This window comes from Leptolyngbya sp. KIOST-1 (assembly GCF_000763385.1).
GTDB lineage: Bacteria > Cyanobacteriota > Cyanobacteriia > Phormidesmidales > Phormidesmidaceae > Nodosilinea.
Genome location: NZ_JQFA01000002.1, coordinates 33,390 through 47,134 on the forward strand (window position 1 = coordinate 33,390; position 13,745 = coordinate 47,134).

Sequence of the window (13,745 nt, forward strand, 5' to 3'; positions counted from 1 at the left end):
AATGCTTCAGCTTTGAAACCAAACCGGCGGCTGTGACCCTATGCTGAATGTGGCACAGGTCTAATCGGCAAAAATTGAGGCAGCCAGGCGATGTCGCGACGAAGACACCTTTCAAAACAGGCGGCTTCTCCGTCTGCCCCCTCCCGGCGTTCCAGGTCCGCCAGCCAGCCTGACTCGGCTGGCCCCCACTGCGACATCGACTCGGCTGCCAAAGGGGAAGGCGATTGGGCGGAGGACAATCTCTTTGACTTTACCTATTCGCCCCCAGGGGCGCTGCCCGGCACCCTGCGCATTCCCGCCGATGCCCTCCCCACGGAGCTGCATCTGATTGACTATGGCCCCGAGACTCTGCGCACCACTGCTATCGACCACCCCGAGGAGTGCTATGCCCTGGGGGCAAGCAATAGCGTCACCTGGCTCGATGCCCGTGGGTTGGGCAGCGAGGACAAGCTGATTCAGATGAGTCAGACCTTTGGGCTGCATCCGCTGATGCTCGAAGACATCGTCAACGTACCCCACCGGCCCAAAATTGACTTCTACGACGACAAGATTTTGATCATCATGCAGATGGTACGGCCCAAGCCGACGGGCAGTGGGGTGGGCAGCGAGCAGGTCAGCTTTGTGCTGGGCAAGGGGTTTCTGGTCACTTTTCAGGAAGAGCCGGAGTGGGACTCCTTTGGTCCGGTGCGCGATCGCATCCGTCGCGGGACCGGCACCATTCGCCGCCAAAATGCTGCCTACCTCACCTACGCCCTGCTCGACACCATTGTGGACAGCTTTTTCCCGGTGCTGGAGGTGATTGGCGAAACCCTCGAAGACCTGGAGGAGGAAGTGGTGGCCAATCCCACCAGCCACACCATCGAAAAAATCCACCGCATGCGCCGGGGGCTGATGAAGCTGCGCCGCTACATCTGGCCCCAGCGCAGCGTGATCAACAGCCTGATTCGCGACAGCGATGAGCTGATCAGTCAGGAGGTGCGGGTCTACCTGCAGGACGTGTACGACCACATTGTGCAGGTGGTGGATATCATTGAAAGCTACCGAGAAATTGCCTCCAGCCTGATGGATGTGTACCTGTCCTCCATCAACAACCGCATGAACGAGGTGATGAAGCTGCTGACGGTGATCTCCTCCATTTTCATTCCCCTCACCTTTATTGCCGGGATCTACGGCATGAACTTTGACACCGAGGATTCCCCCTTCAATATGCCGGAGCTGGAGTGGTACTGGGGTTACGTGCTCTGCCTGGGGATGATGGCGGCGATCGCGGCTTTGCAGATCTACTTTTTCTGGAAGCGCGGCTGGTTTGACAACTTTTCCACCACCAAACGTTGATACCATAGCAACGCCCACAACCCCTGCACCCCGATGGATCTCAAAGCCCACGTCCGCGATATTCCTGACTTTCCCAAACCCGGTATCCTGTTCCGCGACATAACGCCCCTGCTGGGCAATCCCGCCGCTATGCAGTACAGCATTGACGTGTTTGCCGAGCAGGTGGCCGAGCACCGGCCCGACTACATCGTCGGCATTGAGTCGCGGGGCTTTATGTTTGGGGTGCCCCTGGCCTACAAGCTGGGGGTGGGGTTTGCCCCGGTGCGCAAACCCGGCAAACTGCCCGCCGCTGTTCACCGCGCCAGCTACGCCCTGGAGTACGGCAACGACACCCTGGAGCTGCACCAGGACGCCTTTCCAACGGGCAGCCGGGTGCTGATTGTCGATGACCTGATCGCCACCGGGGGCACCGCCGCCGCCACCGCCGAACTGGTGGAAAAAACGGGCTGCACCGTAGCCGGATTTGGTTTTGTGATCGAGCTGGTGGGGCTGGAGGGGCGGGCCAAATTGCCCGAGGTGCCCGTCACCGTGCTGTTGCAGTACTGAGGACGGCTCAGTCCTGGGGCGTGAGCGCCAGGCTGTAGCGCAAACAGCGCATCACCACCACCCACAGCAGCCCCACCACCAGCACCAGGCCCACCCGGTTGAGCCACCAACTCGCCTCTAGCGCCAGGGCGTTGAAGGCGGCGTGGGCCAGAATCGCCGCCAGCAGACCGTTGCGCACCAGCCCCCGGTTCTGGCCCGGTGCAGAAAACTTGGCCAGCCCCAGGCCGTAGCCCCAGAGGGAGGACCACAGCGCGTGACCCGGTCCGGTCAGCAGCCCCTTGAGGGCAAACATGTTCAGCACTGCCGCCCAGGCGGAGGCGTTGACAGCGACCCCCGGCACCCCCAGCCGGGCCACGGCAAAGTAGGCGTAGAGCATCGAGCCAATCACCTCCAGGGTGGCAAAGCCCAGGCCAGCGGCGGCCGCAAAGATAATTCCATCGACAGGTTCGTCAAACTCGGGGTGGTCGTAGATGCCCCACCGGACGACCCCAAACTTGGCCAGCTCGGCCAGCACAGGGACGATCGCGATCGCCATCAGCCAACCCGGTGCAGGGATTACTTGCCGCACCAAAAAGACCGGCACGTAGGCCAGCACCCCCAGCAGAAAGATCCTCAGCACCAGCCCCCGCGGCTCCGGATTGAGCTTGTCGCGGGTGTAGAAAAACCACAGCACAAACGCCAGTGGGGCCAGTGCCAGCGCCATAATTCCCACCGCCGTCGCCAGCAGATTCGGATCGCTCGCCAGATTTGCCATCAGCCAATCCACCAGGATAAACCGCCTCTGAATCATACATTGGCTGACTCTGTGGGTGGGTGGGTGAGTGGGTGGGTAGGTGAGGAGGTGAGTGGGTGGGTGGGAGGCCGATAGATAAATTAATTCAAAATTGGGAATTCAAAATTTTGAACTCACCTTCACCCTTCACCCCTTTACCCCTTTACCCCTCACCTCCTCACCTACAGGAGACACAATCTTTGTAAGATAGGGATTCACAACAACATTTGAGGTGGCAGGCAATTCATGCAGGATGTGTTGGTCATTGGCGCGGGGCCAGCGGGGCTATCGCTGGTGGCAGCCCTGGCGGAGGCGGGGCTGGCGGTGCAGGGGTTGACCCTGGGTGATCCGGCGCAGCCCTGGCCCAACACCTACGGCATTTGGGTGGACGAACTGGAAGATCTGGGGCTGGTGCCGTTTTTGGAGCATCGCTGGAAGGACTGTGTGGTCCATGTCAACAGCGGCAGGCTGCCCCTGCATCGCGAGTACGGTCTGCTGCACAACAATCGGCTGCAAACCCACTGGCTGGAGCTGGCCGAGCAGCACCAGGTCACCTGGCATCAGGGCAGGGCCTGCCGGGTGGAGCACCTGGCCGACCATACCCGGGTCACCACCGAGGCTGGGGAGATCCTGACGGCGCGGCTGGTGGTCGACGCCACCGGACACCAGGCCGCCCTGGTGCAGCGTCCGGCGGCTTCAGCCATCTCCTTCCAGGCGGCCTACGGGGTTGTGGGTCGATTCTCCAAGCCGCCCACCGACCCGCAGCAGATGGTGTTTATGGACTTTCGCGACGATTACCTGACCCCCAGCGATCGCCAACAGCCCCCCACCTTTCTCTACGCCATGGACCTGGGGGATGGAATGTACTTTGTGGAGGAGACTTCCCTGGCCCACCACCCGGCGATGCCGATGGAGACCCTAGAGCAGCGACTGTACCAGCGCCTGCGCCATCGGGGTATTGAGGTCAAAGATATTCACCATGTGGAGCACTGCCTGTTTCCCATGAATCAGCCGCTGCCCGATTTCACCCAGCGGGTGGTGGGCTTCGGCGGGGCGGCCAGTATGGTGCACCCGGCGTCGGGCTATATGGTGGGGGCGCTGCTGCGGCGGGGACCGGGGCTTGCGGCGGTAATCGCCGCCGCCCTCAGCTCAGCCCAAACCACCCCCGCCCAGGCCGCCAGTCAGGCCTGGGGTGCCCTTTGGCCCGCCGACCGCGTCCGCAAGCACTACCTCTATCTCTTTGGCCTCGAAAACCTGATGGCCTTTGATGCGCCGCAGCTGCATCAGTTCTTTACCGCCTTCTTTAACCTGCCCACCGATGACTGGGCCGGCTTTTTGGCCGACAATCTGACCCTGCCTGAGGTGGTGCAGGCCATGGTTGGGCTGTTTGGCCGCGCCTCCAACCCGGTGCGGCTGGGACTGATGCGATCGGTTTTCAGCCACGGGCACCTGCTGGGGCGCACCCTGATGAGCTAGATCAGCGAATCGGTGACATGACGTATACTCAGGGGTGATAACCTGGGCCACCAAGACCACGGCTATACGCAGGCGGACGGGTTTGCGGTCTCTGGGCTGTTAGGGTACACCCGAACCCCATCCCGGCTAACTTCTGTACGTAATGTGGGCAACCTGACTGTATTCCACGGGTAGCCACGCTGTCCTTACCCGATTGTTGTACCTGTCGCTGTTGAATCCATTATGGAGAATCCTTTCATGGCTGAGTTACCCAACGCCTCTGCGGCCCAGCCCGCTCCCCCGCCACCGCCCCGACCTCCCCAGACGGCGGCCCAGGCTCAGGCTACAGCTCAGGCAAGGGCTCAGGCGGCCGCGCGGGCGGCCGGCCAGGCCGCTGCCCAGGCCGCGGCTGGTCAGGCTCCGACTGCGGCTCCAGCCACCAGGCCCCCCGGGACCGCTCCCGCAGCTCCAGCGGCTCCTCCAGCTCCGGCCGCTCCGCCCCAGGCGGCCGCGGCTCCAGGGCAGGCCCGCCACCGTCCCGCCTCACCGCCCCCCATGCCCAAGGCCACCGAAACCGCCAAGGTCAGCACCGGGCTCACCCTCGAAAAGATTGTGCGTGAGGCCTTTGATAAAGGATTTTCTGATATTCACCTGGGGGTGGGGGAAATTCCTCGCTTCCGCGATCGCGGCGACATTTCCCCCACCGAGTACCCTGTCACCGACGAGGCCACCTTCTTCAGCTGGCTGGAGGAAATCCTGCGGCCCGACGAAATTCAGGAGTACCGCCAGACCCTCGACTTCGACGGCGCTGCCCAGTACGACTTCACCCGGATCCGGATCAACATCTTCGACTCCCTGCGCGGCCCCGCCATGGTGCTGCGTCTGATTCCGGTCAAAATTCTCACCCTCGACCAGCTGGGCTTCTCGCCGATTTTCCGCGACGTGTGCCACTACCACAAGGGTCTGATTCTGGTCACCGGCCCAACCGGTTCCGGTAAGTCCACCACCATGGCGGCGATGATTGACTACGTCAACACCGAGATGCCCAAAAACATCATCACCATCGAAGACCCGGTGGAATTTGTGCACCAGAGCAAGCGATCGCTGATCAAGCAGCGGGAAGTGGGCCTGCACACCCAGAAGTTTGACAACGCCCTGAAGGCCTCCCTGCGGGAAGACCCGGACATCATTCTGGTCGGCGAAATGCGGGACAAGGAAACCGTCAACACCGCCCTGAAAGCCGCTCAGACCGGTCACCTGGTGATGGGCACCCTGCACACCAACAGCGCCGTTAAAACCGTAGAGCGGATCCTCAACCTCTACGAACCCGAGCAGCAGGCCCCGGTGCGGGTGGCCCTGGCCGAATCCCTGGTAGCGGTGATTGCCCAGGGGCTCTGTCGCACCACCGACGGCAAGCGGGCCGCCTTCCACGACATCTTGATCAACACCGACGCCATCAAAGACTACATTCTGCGGGGCCAACTCGACGAAGTCGAAGCGCTGATTCCCAAGTGTACCTTCGACGGCATGTGCACCATGAACCAGTCGCTCTACGCCCTCTACGAGTCGGGCCGCATCACCGAAGAGACGGCGCTGGAGATGTCGCCCAAGCAAAACGAAATGGCTCAGATGCTGCGGGGGCGCGTCTAGGCTCCGCTATGGCTGACCCAGTTGCCCCCAGCTTTAAGGGCATTGCCCTGTTTACCCCTGGGGGCGACTGTGTCTACTGCATAGACGAGCACAAGCGGGCCCACTGGCACCTGGACCTGTGCGCCGCGCTGCAAACCCACCTGGGGCTGGCCGAGCCGCCCTACTTTTTGCTGCCCTGCTTTACCGCCACCGTCGATCGCTGGGTCAACCCGGCCGACCAAACCCTGGTTACTGTGGCGGAGGCCTACCCCCGCGCCCTGCGGTTTCAGGCGCTGCTCAATGCCCTCTTTGGCCTGGGTCACCTGGAGTGGCAGCCCAACTACGGCAGCGCCGAGGAATGCTCCGTGGCGCTGATCGAATCCTACCGATCTGCTTTTCCGCAGCTGTGGGAATGCCACGATCTGATCGTGCGGGTGGATCAGGCGATCGCGATGGTAGACCCGGCAGGGCCGACAGGGGCGATGGATGCAAACAATCCGCCGCCGCTCAAGCCCCAGCCCCACCGCTTCAAGCTGTTTGTCAACGGCATGGACACCGCTGCCACCGAGAAAATGCTGCGGCTGCTGCACCAGGCCCTAGAGACTACGCTGCCCAGTGCCTATACGCTCCAGGTCATCGACGTTACGACTCACCCCGACGAGGCAGAGGCCGCCCACATTTCCGCCACCCCGACCCTGCTTCAGGTGTCACCAGGGCCGGTGCGGCGGGTGGTGGGCAATGTGCTCAGCCAGGAACAAATGATGCAGCTGCTGGCCTAGGGCGTGTCATCAATTAGCTACCTAGTTCTGGGCTGTGCAGTCCGCCAGCACTACGGTGTCGTCCACTTCCACCAGCACATCGTCACCCTTGTTCCACAGGGTGGTGGTGCCGTCGCTGTAGCGGGCACCGGAGGCCGCTTCGGTGGCGGGCAGGGTAACGGGTTCCTGGTCGGGCAGGGTGACGACCGCTTCCTCGGTGCCGACAAACTGGGCGGTAATGGTTTCGCCGCCGGGGCACTCAAACACCACGGTCTCGTCCACTAGGGTCTCGTCCGTCCCCGCATCAGCGGCCATTTCGTCAGTGGCAGCGGCATCATCGCTGACGGTGGAGTCGGTCGGGGCATTGCAGCCCACCAGGGCAAAACCGGCTAGCACCAGGGCAACCGCAGAGGTTTTCAGCATCGATTTCATCGTCGTTATCTCCATTTTGATTTAAGGGTATAACTCAGCAAGTGTGGTTCAGCACACCATAAAAATGTGTTCAAGAACACATTTGCTGCAGTTGGCCATTGTAGCGGCTGCGGTGCCCTTAAACGCAAAAACTGGGTCAATTTTGCCGATAATCCCCGAATTATGGCCCGGCGATGGGGCCGGGTAGCCAGGTTTTGCCAAGGATTGCGTAGAATGCTAAGTCAGCAGAGAATAGTCTGAAATAAAGAGGGTTACACCGCAGCAGCACGTTCCGAGCTGCCCGGGGGTAATATCGCTTCTCCATTGCCCACCTGTCCCTTTGGCTGGTCCTTTATGTCCACGAAAAATATTGTTTCCCTGGGGCTGCTGATCTTCATCCCCATTTCGGTTTTGGCGGAACGGCTGGAGTGGGGTGCTCTGGCTGTCTTTGGTCTGTCGGCGGTGGCGATCGTGCCCCTGGCGATCTGGCTGAGCACCGCGACGGAGGAACTGGCGGTGGTCACGGGCCCCACCATCGGCGGCCTGATCAATGCGGTGTTTGGCAACGCCACGGAGCTGATCATTGCCCTGGTGGCCCTGAAGGCGGGGCTGATCGACATTGTTAAGGCCAGCATTACCGGGTCGATTTTGGCCAACCTGCTGCTGGTGATGGGGCTATCCATGTTGGCCGGGGGGCTGCGCTATAAAGAGCAGGGGTTCAACCAAACCGTGGCCCGCATCAACGGCTCGACCATGAGCCTGGCGGTGGTGGCCATTGTGCTGCCCGCCATGGTTATCAACACCTCCAACATTGTCGAACCCCAAACCATTGAGCGCCTGTCGCTCACGGTGGCGGCGGTGATGATTTTGGTCTACGGCCTCACCCTGCTGTTTTCTCTCAAAACCCACAGCTACCTCTACGATGTGGGGGTCACGGACCTGGAGGACGACAGCCACGGCGAGCACGAAAAGCCCAACGTGTGGCTCTGGGTGGGGGTGCTGCTGGCCGCCACGGTGGGGGTGGCGATCGAGTCGGAAATTTTTGTCGGTGCGGTGGAGGAAGCGGCCAACAGCCTGGGCTTTACCGCCCTGTTTACCGGCGTGATTTTGCTGCCGCTGGTGGGGGGCGCGGCGGAGTACGTCACCGCCGTGCGGGTGGCGATGAAGGACAACATGGATCTGGCCGTGTCGATTTCGATGGGGTCGAGCCTGCTGGTGGCACTGCTGGTGGCCCCAATTTTGGTGATTGTGGGCTACTTAATTGGCCAGCCCATGGACCTCAACTTTGGCCTGTTTGAGGTGATTGCGGTGGTGATTGCGGTGCTGTTTGCCAACCTGATCAGCCTGGACGGGCGATCGAACTGGCTAGAGGGGGTGCTGCTGCTGTCTACCTTTGCGATTCTAGGGGCGTCGTTTTTCTTTCACCCGGTGTAGCCCGCTAGCGCAGCCACTCCACGGCGTAGCGATCGCCCGCCTGGGCCAAAAACTGTTCCAGCTGGGCCAGGGTGAGCGGCTCAGGGATGGGAAACTGCCCCGGTAGCCGCTTCAGGTCGAGGTAGTGCTGAATGAGTGAGGCGTTGTCGCGGGGAAAGCGGCGCTCGTTTACCCCGAGGAACTGCCCCTGCCGCCGGGCCTGAGACAGAATCTCGGTGCGCCACTGCTCAAGGGAAGCAATGCCCAGGGAGTTGAGCCCGTTGGCAAACAGGGTGAGAAAGATGTCGTTGTAGGGGCGGGTGGCGTTGAGATCGCGCCGCAGCAGGTCGAGGGAGGTTTGGTCGTTGAACACCGTCCAGTAGGGCACCAGGCCCAGGCGCATGCACAGCCAGGGGTGCAGGTAGACAAAGGACTCGGCCAGCAGGCGATCGCTGGGTACACCCAGCTGGTCGTACCACCAGCGGTGGAGGTCCGCCACCAGGGGGCTGAGGGCCTGCGGGTCGTCAAATACAATCCGCTGCACCCGCAGGCCATGCGCCTGGGCAAAGGCCAGCACATCGTCGCGCAGGGCGGGCTCGAAGCCCCACTCGGCCTCGGGCCAGTTGCCGTTGGCGGGGGGGCTGTGCCAGTGGCGATGCGCTGACCCCTGCCGCCTGAGAAAGTCGGCCACCCGGGGGCTGCCCTCGACATATTCTCGGCGATCGATGCCGCCCTTGCCACCGACCTGGAAAAAATGGCGATCGCTGACCTGAGTCGCTGGCCAGCTGTAGTTGCATTCCAGCAGCAGCAGGGTACCCCCCGGCATCAGGTTTTGCTGGAGAAACTGCCGATAGGTAGCCCCCAACCGCCGGCGCTTGAGCCGAAAATAGGCCACCTGCCCCACTTTCAAACGGTCCTGGTTGGGGTCGTGCATCTGGTAGGCGGCCAGGTCGGGGTTGGCCGCCAGCAGCCGCTGCACCCGGTCTTGGGCCCAGGTCAGGGCCTGCTTGGGATCGTCCTTGTCGCCCGAGTGGCGGGTACAGACCAGCAGAGTCTGGGGCAGCCAGGGAATGCCCAGGGCCGCGCACAGGTGGGAGGCGGCCCCGTTGGAAGAGCCAATCATCACGGCTGGATATTGGCGCTGGGGGTACTGGTTTACCGCCCACTGGGCCATGGTTTCGGCCCGCACGCGCTCTAGCGCCCCTGGGGTGGAGGCATCGAACCAGCCCAGCCCGGTGATCACGGCATCGTTGAGCCGATTGGGCAGGCTGCCGACCAGGTTGGCCAGGGCAACGGCTAGCTGGGGCACCGGCCCCCCGGCCGGTACATCTTCGCCCGTGAGGTAGTTGGCCGCCGCCTGGAGCCCCTGGGTGGCAGAGTCCATGCCGGTCACGTAGAGGGGCTTCTTGCCCCGAACCGCCAGATGTCTGTTGAGGGCCAGGTAGGGAGAAAGCGGCACGGAGGATCTCAGAAAGGGCCAGGCTCCGCCCCATTAAACCCCAGGGGGGCTGTTTCCCCATCTAGCCAGGGGCAGATCGGAGCGGGGTTGACAGGTTGAGTCATGCTGAGGGCAACTCCTCCGGTGGGTAGACAGATGACTCGTGCCACGAGCAGACGCCACCAGCCGCCTCACCCCTTAGGCTGACGGGAAGAGCGCTGGGGGCGAGGACAAATGGCTGGTCTGAAACCACTGTGGCTGGGGCTGAAATTTATCCTGCAGGCCCTATGGTTTTTGCGCTACTCTCCCTACGCCCTCTGGTACTCCTGGCGGCGCGACCAGCGCGATCGCCCCTATCGGTCTGCCACAGCGATCGCCCCTACCCCGGTTGGCAAAGGGTTGGGGGCCAGCCACAGCGATCGCGGCGTTCAGATTGACTTCGAGCAGGCCAGCCTGGAGCTGGTGTTTCTGACACCAGACTTTGTTCGGGTCACCTGGCAACCGGGACGCCTGCCGCTGCCCTACGCCCTGGCTGATCGCGATTGGCCAGCCGTCGCCACTGAGCTGGAGGAGCGGGCCAAGGGCTGGCGGATTTCCAGCCCGGACCTAACCATTAATGTGGGGTGGGACGGTGGCATTGCGATCGCCGACCGCAGCGGCCAGCTCATTCGCCAGGAACGGCCCCCCCAGCGCCGGGGGGAAGGCTGGCAGCACAGCGCCCGCCTGCGGGATGAGGAATGCCTGTACGGCCTGGGGGAACGGGCCGCCGCCTTCAACCTGCGCGCCCCGGTGGCCCCAGGTCAGCCCAAGACCTACGGGTTCTGGAACTACGACCCGGGCAATATCTACCAGCCGGGCACCGACCCCATGTACATCAGCATTCCGGTGTACCTGGGCCTGCACCGGGCGGGCAGCTACCTGGTGTTCTACGAAAATACCTTTCGCGGCGAGCTGACCCTGGCCCATGGTGGTGCTGATCACAGTCCCGAGCCCAGCGCTACCGCCACCTTCGAGGCCGGAGCCCTGCGTTACTACCTGGCCGTGGGGGCACCGCCCCTGCTGCTGGAGCGCTACACCCAGCTGACCGGGCGGCCCCCCCTACCCCCGCGCTGGACGCTGGGCTATCAGCAGTCCCACTGGGGCTACCGCACCGAAGCTAACCTTCGCCAGGAGGTGCAGACCTTTCAGGCCCACGACCTGCCCCTGGCCGCCGTTCACCTCGACATCGACTGCCAGGTCAACCACCGTGCTTTTACCCTCGACCCCCAGCGGTTTCCCGCTTTTCCACAGTTCACCGCCGAGCTGGCCGCCGCCGGGGTGCGGGTAGTTGCCATCAATAACCCCGGCATTCAGCACAACCGCCACAGCAACCTGTTTCTGGAGGGGCAAATTCTCGACGCCTTCTGCACCTACGCCGATGGGGATCTGGTGGTGGCCCCCGTATGGCCGGGGCGATCGGTGTTTCCTGACTTTACCAATCCAGTGGTGCGCGACTGGTGGAGCCGTCAGTTCGCCTACCTGCTGCAGGCCGGGGTAGCCGGGTTCTGGAACGACATGAACGAGCCCGCCGCCTTTGTGGCCTGGGGCGACCCCACGCTGCCCCTGGCCACCCAGCACTGCCTGGAGGGCCGCGGCGGCGACCACCGCGAAGCCCACAACGTCTACGGCCTGCTGGAAACCCGATCCGCCTTCGAGAGCCTGCGGCGCCATCGGCCTCAGATGCGCCCCTTTGTGGTGACGCGATCGGGCTGGGCCGGGATGCAGCGCTATGCCTGGACCTGGACCGGCGACATTGTCTCCACCTGGGAGGCGCTGCGCCAGACCGTGGCCACCCTCCTGGGTCTGGGGCTCTCGGGCGTTGCCTTTTGCGGTTCAGACATCGGCGGGTTTTTGGGCAACCCAGGGGGAGAGCTATACCTGCGCTGGTTTCAGATGGCGACCTTTACCGTGTTTTACCGCACCCACAGCGCCATCAGCGTGGGGCACCGCGCCCCCTGGACCTACGGAGAGCCCTACCTGGGCATTCTGCGCCGCATTCTGCGCCTGCGTGAACAGCTGATGCCCTACCTCTACACCCTGGCCTGGGAGGCCAGCGATCGCGGCTATCCCCCGGTGCGCCCCTTGTTCTGGCTCAACCCCAGCGATGCAACCCTGTGGAACCGGGAGGATGCTTTTTGCCTGGGGGATGCGCTGCTGGTGTGCCCGGTGCTGGGCCAGGGGCTGCGATCGCGGCCCTGCGACCTACCCCCTGGTGACTGGTACAACTTTTGGGACGACACCCGCTCCAGCGGTGGGCAGACCGTCGAGCTAGCCGCCCCGCTGGAGCAGATACCGCTACTGGTCAGGGGCGGCAGCATTTTGCCCCTGGCCGAGGGGGACACCCTCACCCTACACCTCTACCCCCCGTCCCCCGACTCCCAGAGGTCGGCAGCCGGTCAGCGGCTCTACAGCGATGCCGGCGAGGGCTACGGCGACTGGCGCATCGATCACTGGCACCTGAACCAGCAGGGGCAGACCCTGACCCTCACCTGGCAATCCCAGGGCGACTACGCCTTTCCCTACGGGCAGGTCACCCTGCACCTGCACGGGCCAGCGCTAGGGCAGGCCTGGGTGGATGGTCAGACGGCGGCAGTGGATGGGCAAACGATTACCTGCCAGACCTTTGAGCAGGTTCGCCTGCAGATCTAAGCGGCAGCGGATCAGCTGCTCCACAGCGATCGCTCGCTGGCCGGGTCAAACAGGTGGGCTTTTTCAGGGGCGATCGCGAGCCACACCTCGTCGCCAATCCGCGCCACCTCGTCGGGGGCCACCTTGGCTACCAGCGTCAGCGCCTCACTCTGCACCGTCAGGTAGGTTTCGCTGCCCAGGGCCTCCAGGTGGGTGATCTGGCCGCGAATGTTTTTGGGGGCGGGCAGGGCCAGGCTCAGGTGCTCGGGGCGCACCCCCAGCAGCGCCTCACGGCCGTCGTAGGGCAGCAGCCGGTCGTCCCAATCGCTTGGCAGCGACAGGCGAAACTCCGGATGCACCAGCAAAAACGGCGCCTGCACCTGCACCGGAAACACGTTCATCGAGGGCGAACCGATGAAGCCCGCCACAAACCGATTGGCCGGGCGGTTGTACAGCTCCAGGGGCGTGGCCACCTGCTGAATCTGGCCCTGGTGCATCACCGCGATCCGGTGGCCCATGGTCATCGCCTCCACCTGGTCGTGGGTGACGTAGATGGTGGTAATGCCCAGCTGCCGCTGCAAATTGACAATCTGGGCGCGGGTTTCCAGCCGCAGTTTGGCATCCAGGTTGGAGAGCGGTTCATCCATCAAGAACACCTGGGGATTGCGGGCCATGGCCCGGCCCAGGGCCACCCGCTGCTTCTGCCCGCCGGAGAGCTGGCGCGGGTAGCGACCCAGCAACCCATCGATTTGCAGCATTTTGGCCACCGCCCGCACCCGCTCGTCGATCAGCCGCTCGGCCTCGGAGATGTAGCGCAGGCTGGGGGGCAGGCGGCGGGTGACAGAAACCAGGGGCTTTTCCCACCAGCGGCTCTGGCTCAGCAGGCGCTCCAGCTCCTGGTTGGCGGGGGAGTCGCTCAGGGGAGTAGGCTTTTCCCCCAGGGCTGGCAGGGATTGGCTCAGGTCGGCCCCCATGCGGCGCAGGCCGAAGGCCAGATTGTCGTACACCGTCAGGTGGGGGTACAGGGCGTAGCTCTGAAACACCATGGCGGTGTCCCGCTGCTTGGGGGGCAGGTCGTTGACTTTGCGATCGCCCACCCAGATGCTGCCGCCGGTAATCTCCTCCAGGCCAGAAATCAGGCGCAGCAGGGTGCTCTTGCCGCAGCCCGAGGGGCCAACCAGCACCATAAACTCGCCGTCTTCCACGGTGAGGTTGATGCGCTTGAGCACCGCACCGGGATCGCCGTTGGTGGTCAGCGCTGCTTCGTCGTCGGACTGACGCGACTTGGGAAAGGTTTTGTAGACGTTTTCAATTGCGACGT

The 13,745-nt window shown here is 63.3% G+C and carries 11 protein-coding genes; 7 read left to right on the top strand and 4 right to left on the bottom strand.

Annotated features, from left to right (window positions below; genetic code table 11):
- The first annotated feature begins 90 nt into the window (after positions 1-90).
- The gene (gene corA / locus NF78_RS00200) at positions 91-1,335 is read left to right on the top strand and encodes a magnesium/cobalt transporter CorA (RefSeq protein WP_035984242.1); all 1,245 of its coding nucleotides are present in this window, start codon (positions 91-93) and stop codon (positions 1,333-1,335) included.
- A gap of 33 nt (positions 1,336-1,368) precedes the next feature.
- Positions 1,369-1,881, top strand: a complete 513-nt coding sequence (locus NF78_RS00205) for an adenine phosphoribosyltransferase (protein WP_035984243.1) — start codon at positions 1,369-1,371, stop codon at positions 1,879-1,881.
- 7 nt (positions 1,882-1,888) lie between these two features.
- On the opposite strand, the gene NF78_RS00210 is transcribed toward NF78_RS00205, so the two are convergent.
- On the bottom strand, positions 1,889-2,635 hold the full coding sequence (locus NF78_RS00210) for a PrsW family glutamic-type intramembrane protease (RefSeq protein ID WP_197064722.1): 747 nt from the start codon (positions 2,633-2,635) through the stop codon (positions 1,889-1,891).
- Positions 2,636-2,899: 264 nt separating this feature from the next.
- On the opposite strand from NF78_RS00210, the gene crtL reads away from it, so the two are divergent.
- From crtL to NF78_RS00225, 3 genes are all read left to right on the top strand, one after another.
- Positions 2,900-4,129 (top strand): lycopene beta cyclase, encoded by a 1,230-nt coding sequence (crtL, locus tag NF78_RS00215; RefSeq protein WP_035984244.1) that lies wholly within the window; start codon positions 2,900-2,902, stop codon positions 4,127-4,129.
- 237 nt (positions 4,130-4,366) lie between these two features.
- Entirely contained in the window at positions 4,367-5,758 is a 1,392-nt protein-coding gene (locus NF78_RS00220; protein ID WP_072016107.1) for a type IV pilus twitching motility protein PilT, read from the top strand.
- A gap of 8 nt (positions 5,759-5,766) precedes the next feature.
- Positions 5,767-6,516, top strand: a complete 750-nt coding sequence (locus NF78_RS00225; RefSeq protein WP_035984246.1) for a circadian clock KaiB family protein — start codon at positions 5,767-5,769, stop codon at positions 6,514-6,516.
- Positions 6,517-6,537: 21 nt separating this feature from the next.
- On the opposite strand, the gene NF78_RS27845 is transcribed toward NF78_RS00225, so the two are convergent.
- On the bottom strand, positions 6,538-6,927 hold the full coding sequence (locus NF78_RS27845; RefSeq protein ID WP_052049468.1) for an MliC family protein: 390 nt from the start codon (positions 6,925-6,927) through the stop codon (positions 6,538-6,540).
- Positions 6,928-7,260: 333 nt separating this feature from the next.
- On the opposite strand from NF78_RS27845, the gene cax reads away from it, so the two are divergent.
- Entirely contained in the window at positions 7,261-8,340 is a 1,080-nt protein-coding gene (gene cax / locus NF78_RS00235) for a calcium/proton exchanger (RefSeq protein ID WP_035988194.1), read from the top strand.
- A gap of 4 nt (positions 8,341-8,344) precedes the next feature.
- On the opposite strand, the gene NF78_RS00240 is transcribed toward cax, so the two are convergent.
- On the bottom strand, positions 8,345-9,778 hold the full coding sequence (locus tag NF78_RS00240; RefSeq protein ID WP_156119573.1) for a hypothetical protein: 1,434 nt from the start codon (positions 9,776-9,778) through the stop codon (positions 8,345-8,347).
- Between the two features lie 213 nt (positions 9,779-9,991).
- Here NF78_RS00240 and NF78_RS00245 point away from each other — a divergent pair, with 213 nt between their 5' ends.
- Positions 9,992-12,445, top strand: coding sequence for a glycoside hydrolase family 31 protein (locus NF78_RS00245; protein ID WP_035984248.1), 2,454 nt, complete (start codon positions 9,992-9,994; stop codon positions 12,443-12,445).
- A gap of 11 nt (positions 12,446-12,456) precedes the next feature.
- Here the strand turns inward: NF78_RS00245 and NF78_RS00250 are convergent, their stop codons facing one another.
- Positions 12,457-13,680, bottom strand: coding sequence for an ABC transporter ATP-binding protein (locus NF78_RS00250; RefSeq protein WP_225885328.1), 1,224 nt, complete (start codon positions 13,678-13,680; stop codon positions 12,457-12,459).
- Between the last annotated feature and the right edge of the window lie 65 nt (positions 13,681-13,745).